This window comes from Burkholderia sp. HI4860 (assembly GCF_002223045.2).
In the GTDB taxonomy this organism is placed as follows: domain Bacteria; phylum Pseudomonadota; class Gammaproteobacteria; order Burkholderiales; family Burkholderiaceae; genus Burkholderia.
The window spans coordinates 534,025-552,773 of the sequence record NZ_NKFO02000005.1; the positions used below are offsets into that span (position 1 = coordinate 534,025).

The following is an 18,749-nucleotide window of genomic DNA, read 5'->3' on the forward strand; positions in this document are numbered from 1 at the left end:
GACGTTCTTGATTTCTCGATGTAAAAGACGAACGCGCAGGATAACTGCACGCGAGCGACCACACGGCGCGCGGCCGGCGCGTCACTTGATGCGCTGCACGCGCGCGATGCCCCAGACGAGTATCGCGGTAACGACGGCGGTCACCCCGCTCGCGAGCCAGATCGACTTCGTCGTGATCCACGTCCCGATGAATGCGGCGGCAAAGATGCAGGCCGCGCCCCATTCGAGCACGTTGTCCAGCCGGTTTCTCGATCGATAGCGTGGCTTGTCGGACGGATCGCGCGGAATCGGTGCCGCCTGCCGCGCGCGCGGCGCGCAAGCGGGAAACGCCTCGACCAGCGCACGGCTCGGCCACGGGTGCGCATCGGCATGCGCGTCGCCCGATCCCGTCACTCGCCAGACGGCGTCGGCATCCGGCGCGCGGCGCAGTTCCTGGATCTCGCGGGCCAGGCCCGCATCGGGATCCTTCTGCCGCTCCAGCAACGCGACCTGCGCAAGTTCGGTTGCAAATGCGTCCGTGATATCACACACGTCCGGCAATCCGCTCGTGCGGACCAGCACGAATTCCCCGAACGCGGTGGCGACGTAGTCGACGAATGCATCGTAGATCGAACGGTAGCGCTCGCCGAGCAGATCGACGAGGGTGTCGCGGCGTGCGGCCGCACGCGCGAGCGCGTTCGCCTTCGTCGTGACCAGGTACGGATAGCGCGCGTCGCGCTCCTCGGGCGTCGCACCTTCCAGATATTCGTCGAGTTCGTCAGCCTGGTCCTCCGGATCGAAATCGTCGATGCGATACGCGAAGCGCACGTCGTCGGGCCCGAACAGCACGCGCCAGAACAGCGGAATGAACGCATTCGCTTCGAGCGACGGGCCGCCCGCCGCGAAATAGGCGTTCAATTCGCCTTTGCGCCCTTCGGGCATGCGCGGCCACGGCGGGCTCTCGAGAAACACGGGATGGGACATAACGCGGGCCCCCAGTCGGGATGATCGGATGTTTGTCTTTTTCGGAACGACTTTCACCAACGCACGACAGGCCGACGCATTTTGTCCGACTTTACAAACCTTGTCACCCCGGTCTTTCGACTGGCTTTCCGATGATCGTTCGGTGGCGATCCGGGCGGCAAACCGTCGAATAGTCCCATCACTTCGAATACATCATGGCCAGCAAAAGCAACCCCGCTTGCGCGATTTTCCCGTCATCGCCTGGGCATGCAAAAACGTCCGTTCCTCCGTTGCCGGCCACGACAGGCACGGCAGTTCCGCCATCATCCGCAGACGTCGCAGAAAGCCGGCCTTCGACCTCACCAAGTAGCCGCATCCCGCGCACGCCGCTGCGACCGGGCGCGTGCGCGGTCACCTTCTGCGTCCGCGTCTCGGGAATGTGATCGTCGCGCACTCCGTGCCGAGGCGCTCAGTCGACCGCCGGAATCCACGCGGCGGTCGCCGCGCCGCTCGCGCGGAACGCCGGAAACTTCGCGGCGAGTTCGGCCACGGTATGAATGTCGTTCTTCACGAGATCGTCGCGCGTGATCAGCGTCGGCTTCACCGCGATGCGCGCGCCCGGGTCCTGCCCTGCGACCAGCAGCGCGGCGGCCCGCACCGACACCGCGCCGACGACCGCCGGATTGGTCGCGGCCGTCGCGACCCACGCGCTGTTCGGCGCGCGGATGGCCTCGATGTCGGCCGTCGACACGTCCGCGCTGTAGATGCGGAGTTTCGACGAGAGCCGGGCCTCGTCCGCCGCGAGCTTTGCGCCGCGCGCGAACTCGTCGTACGGCGCGAACACGACGCGAATGTCGGGATTCGCGCGATACACGGCCGCCGCCTGGTTCGCGACCGATTGCGCGATCGGATTGTCGACGGTGCCCCAGCGCGCCTTTTCCTGCACCTTCGGGTGCGCACGCTTGAAATCGCGCCACGCGGCGTCGCGCCGGTCGAGCGGCGCGAATCCGGCCACGTACACGTACCCTGCCGCGAACGCGTCGCCGTTGTCCTTCACCGCCTGATCCAGCAGCAGGTTCGCCAGGTCGCGATCGTTCTGCTCGATCTGCGGCACCTTCGGATTGGCGAGATCGACGTCGAACGCGACGACCTTGATGCCTTTGTCGAGCGCGCGCTGAACGACGTCCTTCAGCGATTCCGGCAAGCCGTGATTGACGATGATCGCCGACACGCCGATGCTGATCGCCTGCTGAATCTGCTCGCGCTGCTCGGCCGCGTCCTGCCGGCCTTCGTAGATGCGCAGATCGACGCCGAGCGCGCGTGCCTGCTTCTGCGCGCCGGCTTCGTAGGCCTGGAAGAAATCGCCGGTCGACAGGTAGTTGACGAGCGCGATCTTCACGCCGCCCTTGTCGAACGGCGCAGGCGCCCCCTTGAGCGGGCCGGCGTGGGCCATGGGCGCACCGAGCACGAGCGCGGTGCCCAGCGCGAGTGCACCGAGTTTCAGTTCGATACGCGACTTTCGGCGAAGCAACGAGCGCATGGCGTGTCTGTCTCCCAACAAGGACGATATCGGCTCAATCTATCAGCGCGCCACGCGAATTCAAACCGACCGATTCGGCAATCGATATTACTTTGGATAACAAACGGTCTTGCCTGAAGATGATTCGAACCGCAGGTGCCCGAGCCTGGTCTCGGCGACCTCACGCATCACGCGCGGGCATCGGTACGGCGACCGATGCCGAACGTGAATGCAAGGGCCAGCACGAGCAGCACGCCCTTGATGAAATCCTGCATGTAGTAGGGTGCGTTCAGCATCGTGAGCCCGTTGAGCAGCACGCCGACGAACACCGCCCCGACGACCGTGCCGAATACGTTGGGCCGCTTCGCGCCCCACACCGCGTAACCGATCAGCGCAGCCGCCACCGCATCGAGCAGCAGCGAGTGGCCCGCACTCACGTCGCCGCGGCCGACCCGCGCGGCGATCAGCACGCCGCCCAGCGACGCGATCGCACCCGACACGACATACGCGGCGACGCGGTAGCGCGCGGCCGGCGCGCCGGCCAGCCGCGCGGCCGTTTCGTTGCCGCCGATCGCATAGATCACGCGGCCCCAGCGCGTCGCTTCCATCGTCACGCAGGCCAGCACCGTCACCGCCGCGAGCAGCAGGACCGGCAGCGGTACGACGTCGAACACGCGCAGCCGGCCGAGCGCGAGAAAGGCGTCGGGGAACACGCCCGTCGCATCTGTGCCGTCGGGCAGCACGGAACCGGTCGCGAGCGAACGGCCGCCGGTCGGGATCAACTGCAGGCCGGCCAGCAGGAACAGCGTGCCGAGCGTCGCGAGCTGGTCGGGCACGCGCAGCCGCGTAATCAGCAAGCCGTTGAACAAGCCGGCGGCCACGCCAAGCACGACGCACGCGAGCACGGCCGCCCATGCGCTGCCGTGCCAGACGACCAGCACGTAGCTCGCGGCCATCTGCGCGGTCGCGGCCACGCTGCCGACCGACAGGTCGAAGCCGCCGGCCGCGAGCGTGACCGTTACGCCGATGCCGAGCAACGCGACGATCGACACCGCCTGCAGGATGCTGAACAGATTGTCGACGTTCAGGAACGCGGGCTCCCTGAGCGCGAACACAACCACGAGGACGGCCAGCACGAGCAGGATGCCCGTCCGTTCAAGCACATCGCGGATGCGCGCCGGCCTGCCGCGCGACGACCGTTCGGCGGAGGCGGCATGGCGGACAGCGGGAGAAGTCACGGGTTTCATGAGCAGGCACGCACGATGGAAGAAGTGGAAGGCGGGCAATCGAGCGTCGCGCGGTCGAATCGCACGATACGATCGGCGATCTCGGCCGCTTCCTCGAGATCGCTGACGAACACGATCGTCGTGCGCTCCTGCGCATGACGCCGCAGCGTATCGACGATGTCGGCACGCGCACCCGCATCGATGCCCTGGAACGGCTCGTCGAGCAGCAACAGCCGCGCCGGTTCGGCGTGCCAGCGCGCGAGCACGACCTTCTGCTGGTTGCCGCCGGACAGGTGGGCGACGCGATCGTCGGGCCCGTCGCAGCGAATGCCGAACCGCGCGATCGCCGCCGCGGCGGCCGTGCGTTCGCGCGTTCGGCGCACCGCGCCGCTCGCGAACCAGCGCGACAGGAACGGAAAGCCGATCGTGCCCGCGATCGACGCGAACGGAACGCTGTCGGGAAACAACGACGTACGCCAGCGATCCTCGCCGGCCAGGAATACGCCGGCGCGAATCGCATCGGCGGGCGTTCGTGGCCGCCATGGCCGCCCGTCGAGCGTCATCTCGCCGGCCGCCGCGCGCACCGCGCCGAAGATCGTCCGCGCGAGGCGCGACTTGCCGCCGCCGACAGGGCCCGCGATCGCGACGATCTCGCCGCGCTGCACGTCGAGGTCGAACGGTGTACTGGTCGGCGTCAGCCGCATCTGCCGCACGCTGAAGCCTGGGCCCGGGCCTGAGCCTGAACCTGCGCCGGCTCCGGCCTGCCCGGCACGCGCCGGCACCGGTTCACGCGTACGCGGCAACGGCCGGCCGATCATCGTTTCCACCGCCGCGTCGAAATCGATCGGTGCGGCCAGGTCGGCAACGATCCGGCCGTCGCGGACGATCGCCGCGCGATCGGCGATGCGGCGCAAATCGCCGAGCCGATGCGACACCAGCAGGATGGCGACGCCATCGCGGCGCAACGCGTCCACCAGCACGAACAGCCGCTCGGCCTCCGCCGCCGACAGGCTCGCGGTCGGTTCGTCCAGAATCAGCAACGATGGCTGCCCCGCCAGCGCACGCGCCAAGGTGACGCGCTGCTGGTCGGCCAGCGACAGCGAGGCGAGCGGTGCGGCCAGGTCGACATCGAGCCCGACCCGCGCGGCGAGCGATCGCGCCGCGGCGCGCCGTGCGGCCGGCGGCGCGCGCCACGGCGAGGCCGGGTCGCACAGCCGGTCGAGCAGCAGGTTATCGGCGATCGACAGCGTCGGCACGACGGCGTCGGCCACCGACTGGTGCACGGTCGCGACGCCGAGCCGCTTGGCCGCTTGCGGCGACACCGGCCGATAGGGTTCGCCGCGCAGCGTCAGCGTGCCTCCGTCCGCTTGCAGCGCGCCGCTCAGGATCTTGACGAAGGTCGACTTGCCCGCACCGTTCGCGCCCATCAGCGCGACGACTTCGCCGGCGCCGATCGACAGGTCGAGCGCCGCCAGCGCGACGGTCGCGTCGAAGCGTTTCGCGACGCCCGTGGCGCTCAGGACAGGCGGTAACGTCGATCGATGGGGCCGATCGTCGCGCGTCACGTCCATCGTCTCGTTCGTCGCGCGACTCATGCCGGACGAGCCTCGTCGGCACGACGCGGTTGCAGCAGGAACAGGTCGTCATCGATCATGTCACGCCACTCCGATGAAAGTCGTCCGGCCTTGGTCGGCGGGTCAGCCGGCTTCAGCCACGGGAAACCGGAACGAAGCGCCATAGGCCGTGTCCGGCAGGCGGTCCCGCCCACTCAGCCGTGACCGGAAGGTGCCGCTCGCCGGCGTCGCTCGATACAGGCCGCGCTTTTTCAGCTCCGGCACGATCAGTTCGGCGAAATCGTCGAGCGTGCCCCGGCTGATCAATGGATTGAGCATGTAGCCGCTCGTCGTCGATTGCCGCGCATGCTCCGCGAGCTGGTCGGCGACTTCGTCAGGCGAGCCGACGAGAATCAGGTCGGTGCCGCGCGTGACATTCGCGAACTTGCGCCGCACGTCGCCGGCGGTGAGCGGCTTGCCGCTGCCGTCCGGCCGCACCACGTAGGACGTGAGCCCTTCCGTTTGCGTCGTCAACGGCTCGTCGTCCGCATAGCGGTCGATGTCGATGCCGGTGTCGCCCGCATAGCTGACGAGTTGAGCCTGCAGGTGATAGTGCTGCTGCAGCGCGTGGTACTTCTCCTTCGCGTCGGCCGACGAACGCGCCGTCACGATCCGCAGCACCGTGAGCGCCTTCACATCTTCCGCTGCCCGGCCGTTTTCGACCGCCAGCCGCCGGATTTCATCGAGGCCCGCGCGAATCTCGTGCGGATTCGACTTCGCGACGAACACCACTTCCGCATGCTTCGCCGCGAACTCGCGCCCCCGCCCGGACCAGCCGGCCTGGATCAGCACCGGCGAGCGCTGCGGCGACGGCGCACAGACGTGCGGGCCATGCACGCGATAATGCGTGCCTTCGTGCGCGATCGGCCGCACACGGTCGCCGCGCGCGTAGCGCGGCTCGCGCTTGTCGGCGACGACCGCGTCGTCCGCCCAGCTGCCTTCCCACAGCTTGTAGGCCACGTCGAGAAACTCCTCCGCGCGCGCGTAGCGTTCGTCGTGGCCAATCATCCGGTCGAGCCCGAAGTTGCGCGCCGCGCTCGTCAGGTAGGAGGTCACGATGTTCCAGCCGATCCGGCCGTTGCTCAGGTGATCGAGCGTGCTGAAGCGCCGCGCGAGCGCGAATGGATGTTCATACGTCGTGCTCGCGGTCACCCCGAACGCGAGCCGCTCGGTCTGCGCGACGAGCGCCGGAATCAGCATCATCGGATCGTTCGCGGGCGCCTCGACCGCCCACTGGACCGCCGCGTCGGCCGACCCGCCATGGACGTCGTACAGGCCGAGCACGTCCGCGAAGAACAGCATGTCGAGATCGGCCTGCTCGGCCGTGCGCGCGAGGTTCGACCAGAACGCGAGCGTATTCGCGCGCAGCCGCTCGTCGGCGGGATGGGTCCACAGGCTCGGCGCACCGCCGCAGCCGACGCTGGCCTGTTCGTAAAGGGAAAACAGCAAGGGGCGAGGATCGGACATCGTCGTGTTCAGTGCAAAAGCTGGAATCAGTTGGGTGCCGCCCACGCGCCGGACGATGCGCCGCGGCGCCGGGCGGGTGGGCGATCGTCGGGCTCGCGCGTCAGGTAGCGGTTGAGGTGTGTCTCGAGACGGGCGGCCGGAATCGTCAGCAGCGCGACCAGCACGACATAAACGATCGCCGCGCCGGCCAGCGGCTCATACACTCGCAAGGTTTCGAAACGAAGCGTATTGGCCGTCCCCATCACGTCGAACACCGTGACGGTCGACGCGAGGACGGTCGACTTCAGCAGCAGGATCGCTTCGCCGGTGAGCGCCGGCAGCGCGAGTCGCCACGCACGCGGGCCGACGATCCGGCGCAGTACACCCGCCCGCGTCATTCCGTACGCATAGCCGGCCTCGATTTCGCCGGCCGGCACCCCGGCAATCGCGCCGCGCAGGATCGTCGCGACATAGGCGCCCTCGTTCACGCTCAACGCGACGACCGCATACCAGAACGCGTCGCGCAGCAGCGGCGACGCCCAGCTGTCGCGCATCCATTCGCGCGGGACGATCTGGCCGAAGCCGTAATACAGCAGATAAAGCTGCACCAGCAGCGGCGTACCGCGCACCAGCATGATCCAGCCGCGCGCGGGCCATCGGCAGGATGCGTGACGCGAACCCGCCGCAAGCGCGAGCGGAATGCCGATCACCATGCTGGCGATACCCGACAGCAGCAGCAACGCCAGGGTGGTCGGCACCGCGGCGAGCAGCTTCGGCATCACCGTGTCGAGCAGGAACGTCAGCGAAAAATTCATGCGCAGGCGCGTCTCGTACCACGATTCACGTACCGTTCGAGCATCGCGAAAAGGCCCGTCGATGCGACGCTCAACAACAGGAACAGCGCGGCCGTGACCAGGTAAAAGAAGACGTAATGCCGCGTCGCACCGGCGGCGAGCTGGCTCGCCTTCAGCAGATCCGTGAAAGACCCGAGCACGCTGATGAACGACGCATCCTTGGTCGCGTTCAACCACACGTTGCCGACGCCGGGCAGCGCGAGCCGCGCCGCGACCGGAAGCCGGACGCGAGTCAAGGTTTGCCACGGGCTCATGCCGTACGCGTGCGCGGCCTCGATCTGCCCGACCGGCACGTTGACGAGCGCCGCGCGGAAGATATCGGTCAGATAGGCGCCCTGGATGAAGCCGAGCGACAACGCGGCCACGATGAACGGATCGAATGCGAAGCCGTCGGGCACCAGGCCGCTGCCGTGCAACGCGGACTCGAGCGCAGGTGCGACCGCATAGAACGCGAGCAGCAGGCACAACAGTTCGGGCAGCGCGCGCACGAGTGTCGTGTAAAGCCGTGCCAGCCATGCGAGCGGGGCGTGTCGCGACAGCTTGCCGAGCGCGCCCGCGATGCCGAGCAGCGTCCCGGCGCAGAACGACGCAGACGCGACGCCGAGCGTCAGTGCGAACGCACCGGCGAAGATCCGCCCGTAACCGCCGTCACCGAACGCGAGCAATGCCAGCAGCGAATCGTCCGCGGTCATCGGCTCAGCGCCCCTTCTCGATCGTACCCTTCAGGTTCGGATAGCGAGCGGTGATCGTATCCCACGTGCCGTCCTGCTGCAGTTGCGCGATCACGGTCGACAACTTGCCGCGCAATGCATCGCCTTGACGCACGCCCGCGCCGATGCCGAGACCCAGCACGGGATTGTCCGCGCAAGTGGCCTTGACCTCGAAATCCTTGCCGTCACGCGACGACAGGAAGGCCGTAAACAAGCCCTTCGCTTCCTGCACGTAATCGACCCGGCCCGAGACCAGATCCGCGAGCGCGTTGTCGAATTTGTCGAACGCCTTGATCTGGGCGTCGCGCTTGAAACGTGCATCGAGAAACGCCGAGAAGTTCGTGCCCGCCTCCACGCCGATCACGCGATCCTTGAAGGTGGCCGGCACCGCGCAATCGACGCGGCGCCGATCGCTTTTCGCGCCGACGAAAACGGTCGGCGACTCATAGTACGCACGACTGAAGTCGATCGCCTTCTGCCGTTCGCCGGTGATCGTCATCGATGACCAGATCACGTCGATCTTGCGGTTCTGCAGCGCGGGGATCAGCCCGTCCCATGCGATGTCGGTGAGTTCGCAGCGTACGTTGAGCTTGCTGCATGCCGCGTCGAGCAGGTCGACCTCCCAGCCCTTCCACTTGCCGGTGGCATCCTTCGAGAAGAACGGCGGGTACGACTCGGCGTCGATGCCGACGCGCAGCGTCGGTTGCGCCGCGTGGGCGGCCGGCAACAGGCCGATTACGAACAGTGCGGCCGCGGCACGGCGGACCGTTGAGGGCTTCAAGCGATTCATTTGGCAGACTTCTCGGATAACGTCGACATCGCCGGTGTTGCACCGGCATCGGGATGCGTGACTTTAGTGCCTGCCGATGCGTGTACCAAATGGTTATTTTTTCGATGGATATCTGATCGGAAGATATGCCGCTGCCCTACGTGCCTGAGGCGAGGATTACTCAACCATCGGCCTCGAAATCCGGCGTCTGTTGAGTTTGGAGAACGCCAGGGCGACGGTCCCCCAACCGACGAACTTCGCTTCCACTCGCTTCGCACAACGAGATCGAAACGCTCCTGGCGGATAGGGAATACCGTGGATTCGCACGTGCGGCCATCCGACATGCGCGACGGATGCCGCAATACGAGCAACGGCGTGTGCAAGGCAATCCGGCGGTGCGCGGCGACTTCCATCGGAGAACCAACGGCCGTGACCGACATGTCCGCATCCGTGATGTCCGACGATCGCGGCTGCAAACCGTCGAATATTCTCATCACTTCGAGCCTGTCTCGACCGGCAAAGCGGCCTCACACGCGCCGGTCGTCCACCCTCGTCATCACCCCCGGCGCGTTCATCGGCCTTCAAATCCCTAGGGAAAATCCCGAGACATCCTTACAGCGATTTACCTGATGATTCATGGAAGCGTCATGTTTCGGCGATTCAGGTGTCCACCAAGCTTTCAATTCGCGTCACGCAACCGATGCCGCCGCGCGGCACATGCGATGACCGAAACCTGAAACGGCAGCCGCCGGCGAATCGTCAGGTGTTCAATACTTTCAACAACCCGGTCGAGAGTAATCGTGAGATTCCGTGGCCCGCTGGTGCGGTGGAGACGAGGCGATGCGCGAAACCTGCGCGCCGCGATCGCGTCCTCCGACGACGGTGGCGGCGGGCAAAGCCCTCGCCAGCCGCTGTCGATCTACACCATCCTGTCCCGCCGCTCCGTTCGCCGCCACAACGCCGTCGCCGCGCGTGCATACGTCGCGATCCATACCGACGACGTGGCATCGCTGCTGCCTTAGCGCCCCGCCACTTTCCCCGACTCCGTTCGACCCATTGGCCGTGTCACCCGACCGGTGACGGGATCGGCTCGCGCTGCGTTTTCGAACGCGCTGCGCGCACAGTCGAACGGACTCCTGATCGTCTCGCATCGCGTTCGCTTCCTTCGAACGACGCTTGCGCACGCCCGCTTCATCCAATGAACCATCGCGCCACGACCCGCGCCTCGCGGCTCGACACGCGCACCGAAATGGAAGACCAAGTCATGCGAATCCGCACGCTTCGCCGCGCCGTTGCAACGGCCGCCATCCTGTCTGCCGCCGCGGCTGCCGGCACGACCGCCCACGCGGCCGGCGAACTGAACATCTACAACTGGTCCGACTACATCGCGCCGGATACGATCCCGACCTTCCAGAAGCAAACGGGCCTGCACGTCCGATACGACAACTACGACAGCGACGACACGCTGCAGGCAAAACTGATGTCGGGCAATTCCGGCTACGACGTCGTCGTGCCGACGTCGAACTACATGGCCAAGCAGATCCAGGCGAGCGTCTACCAGCCGCTCGACAAGTCGAAGCTGCCGAACCTCGCGAACCTCGATCCGCTGCTGATGAAGATGGTTGCCGATGCCGATCCGGGCAACCAGTATGGCGTGCCGTGGGCGTACGGCACCGACGGCATCGGCTACAACGTGCAGGCCGTGAAGAAGGCGCTCGGCGACAAGGCGCCGGTCGACAGCTGGGCGCTGGTGTTCGATCCGGCCAACATGGCGAAGCTGAAGAGCTGCGGCGTGTCGTTCCTCGACCAGGCCGTCGACGTGTTCGCGGCCACGCTGCAGTACATGGGCAAGGATCCGAACAGCACGAACCCGGCCGACTACCGCGCCGCGTACGACGTGCTGAAGAAGGTGCGCCCGTACATCACGCAGTTCAACTCGTCGGGCTACATCAACGATCTCGCGAACAACGACCTGTGCGTGGCGTTCGGCTATTCGGGCGACGTCGGCATCGCGCACCGCCGTGCCGCCGAAGCGAAGCGCCCATACCAGATCGGCTTCGCGAACCCGAAGGAAGGCGGGCTGCTGTGGTTCGACATGATGGTGATCCCGAAAGACGCGCCGAACCGCGACGCCGCATTGAAGTGGATCAACTACGTGCAGGATCCGAAGGTCAACGCCGGCATCACCAACGCAGTGTTCTATCCGACCGCGAACAAGGCCGCGCGCCAGTATGTGAAGCCCGCGATCGCGCGCGATACGTCGGTCTATCCGCCCGACGAAGTGCTGAGCAAGATGACGCTGCTCAAGCCGATGCCGCCGGAGATTCGCCGGCTGCAGAACCGGCTGTGGGCGCAGTTGAAGACGGGGCGCTGAACCGCGCGCCGGCGGCACGCCGTCGCATCGAAACCGGGGACATCACGTGCCAGGGCACCGACCTGCCACGCGCGCATCGCAACGACAGTCGTCGAACCGGTTGCGCGAACTATCGCAGCGCCTGCTCCGCCGCAAACGCGTGCTCCACGAAGCGGATCACGTCGTCGAACGACGACGTGCACGTCGCCCCCGCCGCCAGCTCGCGAAACGCACCGTCCGGCCCGAAGCAGATGAGCGGCTTGCGCCAGCGCCGCGCGAGCGCGATCTCCTCGGCCGTGCCGTGGCCGCCCGGCAGCGCAACGATCAGGTCGCTGCTCAGCACGTTCACGTAATTGCGGTTGATCGTATCCGGGGCGGCGCCCGGCTCGCGGCGCGGCAGCGGCGTGAGGATCGGGATGTCGACGAACGGATGCGGATAGCCGTCGAGCGGCACGAAGCCCGCGAGCGGATCGGCCTGCGTCGGCAGGATGCCGATCGACCGGCCGGCCCGCCCCGGCACGCCGGCGAACGCGCGCGCGACCGCCAGCATCACGCCCTGCCCGCCGCCCGTCAGCAGGTTGAAACCGGCCTGCGCGAGCCAGGCGCCGAGCGGCGCCGAAAACGCGAGCCACGGCTCCTTGCCCGAGCCCATCACGCCGATCGTCCTGTTCTTCTGTTGCATCGAAATTTTCAACGAAGTCTTTGTGTTGCGCGCGCCGACCGCGCTCATTCGAGCTCGACGCCCTTGAGCTCGGGAATCAGGAACAGCGTCGCGACCATGTCGAGCACGTAGAGGCCGGCGAGCAGCGCGATGGCCGTCTGGAACGAGTAGTGCGCGGCCAGCGCGCCGACCGCGACCGGGCCGAAGCCGCCGACCGCGCGGCCGATATTCCACAGCACGTTCTGCGCGGTGGCGCGTGCGGCCGTCGGATAGCCTTCCGACATCAGCGTCCCGTAGCCGCCGACCATCCCGTTGACGAACATGCCCATCAGCGCACCGGCCCACAGCATCGCGGTCGGGTCCGACAGCCGCGCATACGCGAGGACCGTCACGACCGCGCCGAGCTGGTACAGCAGGAACGTCGGCTTGCGCCCGATGCGGTCGGCCAGTTGCCCGAACACCCAGACGCCGATCATCATCCCGACGACCGTCGCCGCCGTCCACAGCCCCGACTTCGTCAGCGAGAAGCCCATCTGTTTCGACAGGAAGGTCGGCAGCCAGATCATGATCCCGTAGTAGCCGAAGTTCTGGACCGAACACAGGATCACGATGCCGACGCTCGTGCGCGCAGTGCGGCCGTCCGCGACGAGCAGGCGGAACGCGTTGGCCTTCGGCTGCGCTGCGCGCTGCACGAACGCTTCAGGCTCGTGCAGCCTGTTGCGCATCGCCCACGCGAGCAGCGCCGGCAGCACGCCGACCACGAACATTCCGCGCCAGCCGATGTGCTGCAGCAGGAACGGCGTCAGCAGGGCCGCCAGCAATACGCCGGCCTGCCAGCCGAGCGCGACGTAGCACGACACGCGTGCGCGTTTGCTCGCCGGCCACGCTTCCGCCGCGAGCGCCATGCCGATCCCGAACTCGCCGCCGAGCCCGATGCCCGCGATGGTGCGGTACACGAGCAGATCCTCGAAGCCCTGGGCGAACGCGCACAGCCCGGTGAAGATCGCGAACAGCAGGATCGTCCAGGTCAGCACGCGCACCCGCCCGTACCGGTCGCTCAATGCACCGAACAGGATGCCGCCCGCGACGGCGCCGATCAGAGTCCACGTGACCAGCGCGCCGCCCTGCCCGGGCGTCAGATGCAGCGCCGCCGTGATCGCCGGCAGCATGAAGCCGAGGATCAGCAGGTCGAAGCCGTCCATCGCATAGCCGATCGCCGATCCGGCCAGCGCTTTCCACGCGTACGCGCCGACCTGCTCCACGCGCGGGGCCGGCGGGCCGCCGAGCGACGAAGATTCTATGTTTGCTGCCATGGTGTCCTGCCACGATTGTCCGGCGACATTTTAAAGCCTGTAGCCGTGAGCGACGGGCCGGCCGCCCCGCCGGTGAAAAGGGTTCGCGCGCGCGTCGGCGCCCGCTTGCAGGACGGCGAGCGGGAATGGGCGGGGAATGAACGGGAGGAGAAAAACGGCGATCCGGTGTCGACGGCGAAGCCGGTAATGTCACGGTCAAGCCGGACACCGGATGAAAGGCAGCATGATGGCGGAGTGTTACCGGCCGGCCCGCTGGCGCGAACCGGTCGGCGCCGGGCGGCCTCGCGGCCCGGCCGGCTTCAGCCTTGATCGTCGCCGGGCCACCAGGTCTTGGCCTCGCGGTCGACGGCGAGTGCGGCGAGATCCTTGCCTTCGAGCCATTTCGGGCGCGGGCCGCGGCCCGACCATGAGCGGCCGGTCGACGGATCGTAGTACTTGGCAGGCGCCTTGCGTTTTCGCTGGACGATGTAACCGAGCGCGCTCAGCACTTCCTGCTGCGAAATTCCCAAAAGCTCGACCTGTTCCTTGAATGCCGCGAGCGCGGCCTGCTTCTCCTTCTGCTTCGCATCCGACAGCTTGATGTTCAGGTCCCGAAGTTGTGCTTCGAGTTCCTGCAGGGCCTGGGTCATGTATTCATCCTCTTTGGGCATGTTTTCGCAAAAAGCTCCGATGGCGGAACCTACCACGAAGTTCCGCCGACGGGGGCTGTCAAATGGGTGCATCGATTGCCTGAGCCGGCATGGCTTGCGCGATACGCACTAAACGACGCCGCGCGTCAATCAATGAGACAGGACCGGCCGGCAACGCGCAGCCCGCCATGTAAGAAGGCACGGCGAACGGCTGCGACAAGTAAGCGCCGCACCATGGCACTGGCGCGGCATGGCGCGAATGATAGCAGTGCTCGGCGTCGTATTACAGAAGGCGTCGATGCGGATACGTCCGATTACAGGCCGGTGTCGCCGGCGTCCCACGCGATCCGGTCGAACAGCGCGCGTAGCTTCGCGCCGCGCGCCGCGTTCAGCGCGGCCGCATGCGCGACGCGCCCGGCGAGATGCGCGCGGAAATCCGGATGCGCATCGCGATTCTGCGACGCGGGGCCGCTGCGGATGCAGTTGGTCAGGATGGCTTTCAGGAGATCGAACTCATCGCGCGCCAGGTTCGGATGACGATTGACGACCACGCCGGCCAGTTGTTGCCGCATGCCGCGCCGCATCACGCGGGTTTTGCGCAGTTGCAGCGCAAAGCCTTCCTCGAGCGCGATCGCGGCGACCCGGACCTGCAGCCGTTCGACGTCGCGCGCCAGCGTGCCGCCGCCGGAGAAGGCGAGATCGTCGGCATAGCGCGTGTAGGTTGCGCCGAGCGAACGCGCGAGCGCGGCGAGCCGCATGTCGAACCGGAACGCGCTCAGGTTCGCCAGCGCCGGCGACGTCGGCGCGCCCTGCGGCAGATGGCGCTCGCGATAACGCTGGCGGCCGATCCAGTCGAACCGGTCGCGCAGGTCCGGCGCGAGCAGCCGTGCGGACGGCACGCGGTTGGTGCACAGCCCGGTGAGCGTGCGCGCGACTTCGGCCGGATACCCGAGCGTGACGAACAGTGCGTGCACGCGGGCGGCGCGTATCGATACGAAGAAATCCGCGAGGTCGAAACGGACGACGACATCGCGATCCGCGTGGGGCGCCGCGAACGACACGATCCCGTGCCCCTTGCGAAAGCCGTGTACCGCGCCGTGCGGCGCGATGCGATCGAGCAGCCCGTGCAGGATGCGGCGCTGCGCGTCGCGCAGCCGGCCTTTCGGGATTTCGACGAGGCGGCTGCCGCCGCTGCGCTTGTCGTGCGCGACGTACGTGTAGTGATGCAACGGCGTGGCGCTGCTGCGCGCGTCGACGCGCCAGTGGTCGGACAGCCAGTCGAGCGCCGGCGCGCTCACGCCGAGCCAGCCGGCAAGATCGCCGGGCGCCGCCCATTGCGGCACGTCGCAGCCGGCGAGCGGCGCCGGCAATGGCCGCTGGACGGGGGGACGCCGGACGACGCGGATCACGGCCGGCCGATCCTCGCGATACCAGGCGCGGACAAACGCGGCCGCATCGGCCAGCACCTCAGCAAGCACGTCGATGCCGACGTCGTCCCAGTTCGCGCCGAAGCGGACGAGCGCGGCGTCCGCGCATTCGTGCGCCCACGGCTGCGCGCCGCCGAGCACGGCAGCCATACGCGCGATGACGCCGTCGCGCTCGGGCGACCCGGCGAGCATCGCCTCGGCAATCGTGCGGGTGGTATCGCGCAGGGATGAATGCATGGAGAAAGATGGGCGGGACGATGAGCCAACGTGACTGGTGCTGCGAGGGGAGGCGTTACGCCACGCGCAACCCGGCCCCTTGCGACGCATCGGGGTGTCAATCTCATCCACGGGGTAGCCCCGTAGTCCGGGAACATCGGCTGCCTGTTCCGGGCGTGTGCTTGACCCACCGGCCCGCGATGCGACTTTAATGGCCGCGAACGCGGCGTGTCAAACCGGGTGGCGATCCGGCGCCGCCGCGGCGTGCCGGATCGCGGCGAACGACTTACGCGTGCCGGGAAAACAGTTCGCGGTATGCGATCGGCGCGACGCCGATGCCGGCCATGTTGTTCAGCATCGTGGCCCAGGTCGCGTTGTCGCCGCTGACCGGAAACGATCGCACGCGGTTGGCGAGCAGCCAGAAGGTGCGCGTCATGCCGTTACTCATCGCGACTTCGTACCCGCTTCCTTCGAGTCTTAGCCGACCGGCGGCAGCGCCACCGGTTCGAGGCGGCCGGCCCGGAACGCGGCGGCGGCCGACGCGTATTTGCTGTCGAGCGGCATGACGCGACGCGGCACGCAGTCCTGCGAATTCAGTTGCGGAAACGCCGGGCTCGTGCCGAGCCATAGGCCGTAGAACCTTTGGGCGTCGAGATGCACGACGAAGCGCTCCGTTTCGGCGGGCGTTGCCGCCATGTAGCAGTCGGCCTGGCCGGGAACGACGACGCGCCACGTCGCGCGCTGCGCGCTCAGGTCGACCAGCTCGCTCGGCAGCGGCCGCGGCTGGATGGGAGACGGTCGTCCCGCTTCGCGCAGGTCGCGCGCGCGATCGAGTCCGATACGAAGACGTGTCAGCATGGGCCCTCTCTTTCCCTCGTGATTTGTTCGAATGCGTCAGGGGGCAGGCGATTACATCGTCACGTGTTTGCAATCCGTGGGCCGGTGTCCTGACGTTCCCGCTGTGGTCGGAAACTGGCGCAGTGTAGCGTCTTTCCGGGTCGGCACGATTCAACTCGGCCGGCGCCGACTGCAGCATCGACGGATGTGCGCCGCGCAGTTCGCGCACCGGTCGAACCACACGCCCGAACGCTCGAACCCTCATGAACGCCCATGCGCTTCGCCTGCCATGCCCGTCACACCATCAACCCGCGAATCAATATTCGCCGTCGATTATTTGAATATCGAAACAATCAAAAAACAAAAACAACAGCCCGCAGAATTCAGGAAAATCAAATTCAAACAAAAAATTATCGAATTCGATAAACGATAAATTAATACGATTGGCGCCCTCAAAATCAAATAAATAGTCTGTGTTGTGCGCCGCAACACCGTGATTCAAAGATCAACGAGATACGGTGGCGCAGCACGAATCGCTTCATTCGTGCTTTGTCGCAAAGTTTCCACCTTGTCAGGCCACCGTTGATTTCCCGGCATTTGTGAATCAGCAATCCGGAAAGGCATATCCGTCTTTCCGGGCGTGACCGATATTGTCAAATCGCTTTAAATCATTCAATACGAAAGGAAAGTCATGAAGAAGATTGCAACCGTGCTGTTTTCAGCACTGCTGCTCGCCTCCACGTGCGCGTCTGCGCAGGCGCTCTGCAAGGCCGGCAAGATCGACAAGCTCGAAACCGACGCCACCGGCAACCTGCTGGTGACCATTAACGACGGGATCTATTCGTTCAGCGCGAAGGAAGTTTATCCAATTATTTACCAGGTGTATTCGGAGAACAGAAACCTGTTTATCTATGGCAATAATTGTGCGAATGGCTCGCCGGCAACCCGCTTTGCCATTCGCTAATCGACCTTAACGCTCGACGATCATCAATACGTGGAGCACGGGGCTGGATTGACATTCCGAATCCAGCGCCATCGCGGGCCGTGGTGTCGACGCTGCGCGTCATGACACCACACCCGCGGCCCGCCCCACTCCCGTTCCGGTATCCGTGGAGTAGCCGTGCTTGCCGCGACGAGCCGAACGTTGTCGGGTATTTTTCATCCCGACCACCGCCGGCGCCCGCCAGGGCGCGCCGACCCGACGAACGCAGCAAGCCCGCGATCGCGGGAAGCTACCGCAGAAACGGCGCCAGCGCGTCGGAAGCTTCGGAGAACCGCTGCTCGAGAAAGTCGAGCAATGCGCGCACGCGTGGCGCCATATACGGCGTTCGTTGAAACAGCGCGTTCACCGGCACGTCCGGGCAACGCCACTCCTGCAGGAGCAGCTTGAGCCGCCCGGCCTGAAGATCGGCGCCGATGTCCCAGATGGATTTCATGGCCACTCCGCGCCCCTCGATCGCCCATTCGCGGGCAAGCGAACCATCGTTGGTCTGACGTGAACGGTCGAGCGGCGCGGTGAACGACGCGGTTTCCCCGTCGCGCGCGAAACGCCAGTTGTTCGCCGCGCCGGCCGCCGAAGAAAGGACGATGCATCGATGCTCACGCAAATCGTCGGGATGGTTCGGCATGCCGTGCTCGGCGATGTAGTCGGGCGACGCGCAAAGCGCGCGGCGATTGTCGGCCATGCGCTTGGCGACCATCGAGCTGTCCGCCGGCACGCCGAACCGGATCGCGAGATCGATATCGTCCTGCAGCAGGTGCGACAGCGAATCCGAGAGCACGAGCGTCAGCGTGACGTTCGGATGACGTTCGTTGAATGCGTCGAGCCATCGACGCAGCACGGTGCGCCCGAAATCGGAGGTGGCCGATACGCGCAACGCCCCGCTCACCGATGCACGTCCGGCCTGCAACGCCGCGCGCGCATCGTCCAGCGTTTGCAGCGCATGCTGGCAATGTACGAGATACAGACGACCTTCGTCCGTGAGGCGCAGCTTGCGGGTCGAACGCTCGAACAGCTGAGTGTGGAGTTCTCCCTCGAGCTTGACGAGCCGGGCGCTCGCCGCTGCGGGGGACAGTCCGAGCTTTCTGCCGGCCGCCGACAGACTGCCCTGGCTTGCTGCTTCGACGAAAAGGCGAATGTCACCGAGATTGTCCATGGTCGCGTCGCGCGAAAGGAATGTTGGGGTGTGCCGCGCGATGCGCCGCGGGGACCGGGCATGGTAACGCGATGCGGA

The 18,749-nt window shown here is 66.5% G+C and carries 19 protein-coding genes; 3 read left to right on the top strand and 16 right to left on the bottom strand.

Annotated elements, in window-relative coordinates:
- Positions 1 to 81 precede the first annotated feature (81 nt).
- The 9 genes from CFB34_RS36475 to CFB34_RS36515 form a co-directional block, all read right to left on the bottom strand.
- Positions 82 to 963, bottom strand: coding sequence for a hypothetical protein (locus CFB34_RS36475; protein WP_089444499.1), 882 nt, complete (start codon positions 961 to 963; stop codon positions 82 to 84).
- A gap of 178 nt (positions 964 to 1,141) precedes the next feature.
- On the bottom strand, positions 1,142 to 1,396 hold the full coding sequence (locus tag CFB34_RS36480) for a hypothetical protein (RefSeq protein WP_143329972.1): 255 nt from the start codon (positions 1,394 to 1,396) through the stop codon (positions 1,142 to 1,144).
- Between the two features lie 15 nt (positions 1,397 to 1,411).
- Positions 1,412 to 2,482: a substrate-binding domain-containing protein gene (locus CFB34_RS36485; protein ID WP_089444500.1), complete on the bottom strand. Its 1,071-nt coding sequence runs from the start codon at positions 2,480 to 2,482 to the stop codon at positions 1,412 to 1,414.
- A gap of 167 nt (positions 2,483 to 2,649) precedes the next feature.
- Positions 2,650 to 3,708, bottom strand: coding sequence for an ABC transporter permease (locus CFB34_RS36490; protein ID WP_089444501.1), 1,059 nt, complete (start codon positions 3,706 to 3,708; stop codon positions 2,650 to 2,652).
- Positions 3,705 to 5,282 (bottom strand): sugar ABC transporter ATP-binding protein, encoded by a 1,578-nt coding sequence (locus CFB34_RS36495; protein ID WP_089444502.1) that lies wholly within the window; start codon positions 5,280 to 5,282, stop codon positions 3,705 to 3,707. The genes CFB34_RS36490 and CFB34_RS36495 overlap by 4 nt, the downstream gene beginning before the upstream one ends.
- Positions 5,283 to 5,384: 102 nt before the next feature.
- The gene (locus CFB34_RS36500; RefSeq protein WP_089444503.1) at positions 5,385 to 6,767 is read right to left on the bottom strand and encodes an NtaA/DmoA family FMN-dependent monooxygenase; all 1,383 of its coding nucleotides are present in this window, start codon (positions 6,765 to 6,767) and stop codon (positions 5,385 to 5,387) included.
- 26 nt (positions 6,768 to 6,793) lie between these two features.
- The gene (locus CFB34_RS36505; RefSeq protein ID WP_089444504.1) at positions 6,794 to 7,561 is read right to left on the bottom strand and encodes an ABC transporter permease subunit; all 768 of its coding nucleotides are present in this window, start codon (positions 7,559 to 7,561) and stop codon (positions 6,794 to 6,796) included.
- Complete coding sequence (locus CFB34_RS36510; protein ID WP_089444505.1) at positions 7,558 to 8,292, bottom strand: ABC transporter permease subunit; 735 nt, start codon at positions 8,290 to 8,292, stop codon at positions 7,558 to 7,560. The genes CFB34_RS36505 and CFB34_RS36510 overlap by 4 nt, the downstream gene beginning before the upstream one ends.
- Positions 8,293 to 8,296: 4 nt before the next feature.
- Positions 8,297 to 9,100 carry a transporter substrate-binding domain-containing protein gene (locus CFB34_RS36515; protein ID WP_089444506.1) on the bottom strand — a complete coding sequence of 268 codons (804 nt, stop codon included), beginning with the start codon at positions 9,098 to 9,100 and terminating at the stop codon, positions 8,297 to 8,299.
- 779 nt (positions 9,101 to 9,879) lie between these two features.
- Between CFB34_RS36515 and CFB34_RS36520 the strand changes: the two genes are divergently transcribed.
- Positions 9,880 to 10,101 carry a hypothetical protein gene (locus CFB34_RS36520; RefSeq protein WP_089444507.1) on the top strand — a complete coding sequence of 74 codons (222 nt, stop codon included), beginning with the start codon at positions 9,880 to 9,882 and terminating at the stop codon, positions 10,099 to 10,101.
- A gap of 242 nt (positions 10,102 to 10,343) precedes the next feature.
- Positions 10,344 to 11,453, top strand: a complete 1,110-nt coding sequence (locus CFB34_RS36525) for a polyamine ABC transporter substrate-binding protein (protein WP_089444573.1) — start codon at positions 10,344 to 10,346, stop codon at positions 11,451 to 11,453.
- 109 nt (positions 11,454 to 11,562) lie between these two features.
- On the opposite strand, the gene CFB34_RS36530 is transcribed toward CFB34_RS36525, so the two are convergent.
- From CFB34_RS36530 to CFB34_RS36555, 6 genes are all read right to left on the bottom strand, one after another.
- Entirely contained in the window at positions 11,563 to 12,114 is a 552-nt protein-coding gene (locus CFB34_RS36530) for a DNA-binding protein (protein ID WP_179243794.1), read from the bottom strand.
- Between the two features lie 44 nt (positions 12,115 to 12,158).
- Entirely contained in the window at positions 12,159 to 13,406 is a 1,248-nt protein-coding gene (locus CFB34_RS36535; protein ID WP_089444509.1) for an MFS transporter, read from the bottom strand.
- Between the two features lie 299 nt (positions 13,407 to 13,705).
- Positions 13,706 to 14,035 (bottom strand): H-NS histone family protein, encoded by a 330-nt coding sequence (locus tag CFB34_RS36540; RefSeq protein ID WP_046547167.1) that lies wholly within the window; start codon positions 14,033 to 14,035, stop codon positions 13,706 to 13,708.
- Positions 14,036 to 14,349: 314 nt separating this feature from the next.
- Entirely contained in the window at positions 14,350 to 15,699 is a 1,350-nt protein-coding gene (locus CFB34_RS36545; protein ID WP_089444510.1) for a reverse transcriptase family protein, read from the bottom strand.
- A gap of 265 nt (positions 15,700 to 15,964) precedes the next feature.
- Positions 15,965 to 16,114, bottom strand: coding sequence for a hypothetical protein (locus tag CFB34_RS36550; RefSeq protein ID WP_242808770.1), 150 nt, complete (start codon positions 16,112 to 16,114; stop codon positions 15,965 to 15,967).
- A gap of 41 nt (positions 16,115 to 16,155) precedes the next feature.
- Positions 16,156 to 16,536 carry a hypothetical protein gene (locus CFB34_RS36555; protein WP_242808771.1) on the bottom strand — a complete coding sequence of 127 codons (381 nt, stop codon included), beginning with the start codon at positions 16,534 to 16,536 and terminating at the stop codon, positions 16,156 to 16,158.
- Positions 16,537 to 17,206: 670 nt separating this feature from the next.
- On the opposite strand from CFB34_RS36555, the gene CFB34_RS36560 reads away from it, so the two are divergent.
- Complete coding sequence (locus tag CFB34_RS36560; RefSeq protein WP_089444511.1) at positions 17,207 to 17,479, top strand: hypothetical protein; 273 nt, start codon at positions 17,207 to 17,209, stop codon at positions 17,477 to 17,479.
- 268 nt (positions 17,480 to 17,747) lie between these two features.
- On the opposite strand, the gene CFB34_RS36565 is transcribed toward CFB34_RS36560, so the two are convergent.
- The gene (locus tag CFB34_RS36565) at positions 17,748 to 18,671 is read right to left on the bottom strand and encodes a LysR family transcriptional regulator (protein WP_089444512.1); all 924 of its coding nucleotides are present in this window, start codon (positions 18,669 to 18,671) and stop codon (positions 17,748 to 17,750) included.
- Between the last annotated feature and the right edge of the window lie 78 nt (positions 18,672 to 18,749).

Bases quoted from the DNA above. Each gene is read 5' to 3' on its own strand.
- CFB34_RS36475 (WP_089444499.1), bottom strand. From the start codon at position 963: ATGTCCCATCCCGTGTTTCTCGAGAGCCCGCCGTGGCCGCGCATGCCC.
- CFB34_RS36485 (WP_089444500.1), bottom strand. From the start codon at position 2,482: ATGCGCTCGTTGCTTCGCCGAAAGTCGCGTATCGAACTGAAACTCGGT.
- CFB34_RS36490 (WP_089444501.1), bottom strand. From the start codon at position 3,708: ATGAAACCCGTGACTTCTCCCGCTGTCCGCCATGCCGCCTCCGCCGAA.
- CFB34_RS36495 (WP_089444502.1), bottom strand. From the start codon at position 5,282: ATGAGTCGCGCGACGAACGAGACGATGGACGTGACGCGCGACGATCGG.
- CFB34_RS36500 (WP_089444503.1), bottom strand. From the start codon at position 6,767: ATGTCCGATCCTCGCCCCTTGCTGTTTTCCCTTTACGAACAGGCCAGC.
- CFB34_RS36505 (WP_089444504.1), bottom strand. From the start codon at position 7,561: ATGAATTTTTCGCTGACGTTCCTGCTCGACACGGTGATGCCGAAGCTG.
- CFB34_RS36510 (WP_089444505.1), bottom strand. From the start codon at position 8,292: ATGACCGCGGACGATTCGCTGCTGGCATTGCTCGCGTTCGGTGACGGC.
- CFB34_RS36515 (WP_089444506.1), bottom strand. From the start codon at position 9,100: ATGAATCGCTTGAAGCCCTCAACGGTCCGCCGTGCCGCGGCCGCACTG.
- CFB34_RS36525 (WP_089444573.1), top strand. From the start codon at position 10,344: ATGCGAATCCGCACGCTTCGCCGCGCCGTTGCAACGGCCGCCATCCTG.
- CFB34_RS36530 (WP_179243794.1), bottom strand. From the start codon at position 12,114: ATGCAACAGAAGAACAGGACGATCGGCGTGATGGGCTCGGGCAAGGAG.
- CFB34_RS36535 (WP_089444509.1), bottom strand. From the start codon at position 13,406: ATGGCAGCAAACATAGAATCTTCGTCGCTCGGCGGCCCGCCGGCCCCG.
- CFB34_RS36540 (WP_046547167.1), bottom strand. From the start codon at position 14,035: ATGACCCAGGCCCTGCAGGAACTCGAAGCACAACTTCGGGACCTGAAC.
- CFB34_RS36545 (WP_089444510.1), bottom strand. From the start codon at position 15,699: ATGCATTCATCCCTGCGCGATACCACCCGCACGATTGCCGAGGCGATG.
- CFB34_RS36550 (WP_242808770.1), bottom strand. From the start codon at position 16,114: ATGACGCGCACCTTCTGGCTGCTCGCCAACCGCGTGCGATCGTTTCCG.
- CFB34_RS36555 (WP_242808771.1), bottom strand. From the start codon at position 16,536: ATGCTGACACGTCTTCGTATCGGACTCGATCGCGCGCGCGACCTGCGC.
- CFB34_RS36560 (WP_089444511.1), top strand. From the start codon at position 17,207: ATGAAGAAGATTGCAACCGTGCTGTTTTCAGCACTGCTGCTCGCCTCC.
- CFB34_RS36565 (WP_089444512.1), bottom strand. From the start codon at position 18,671: ATGGACAATCTCGGTGACATTCGCCTTTTCGTCGAAGCAGCAAGCCAG.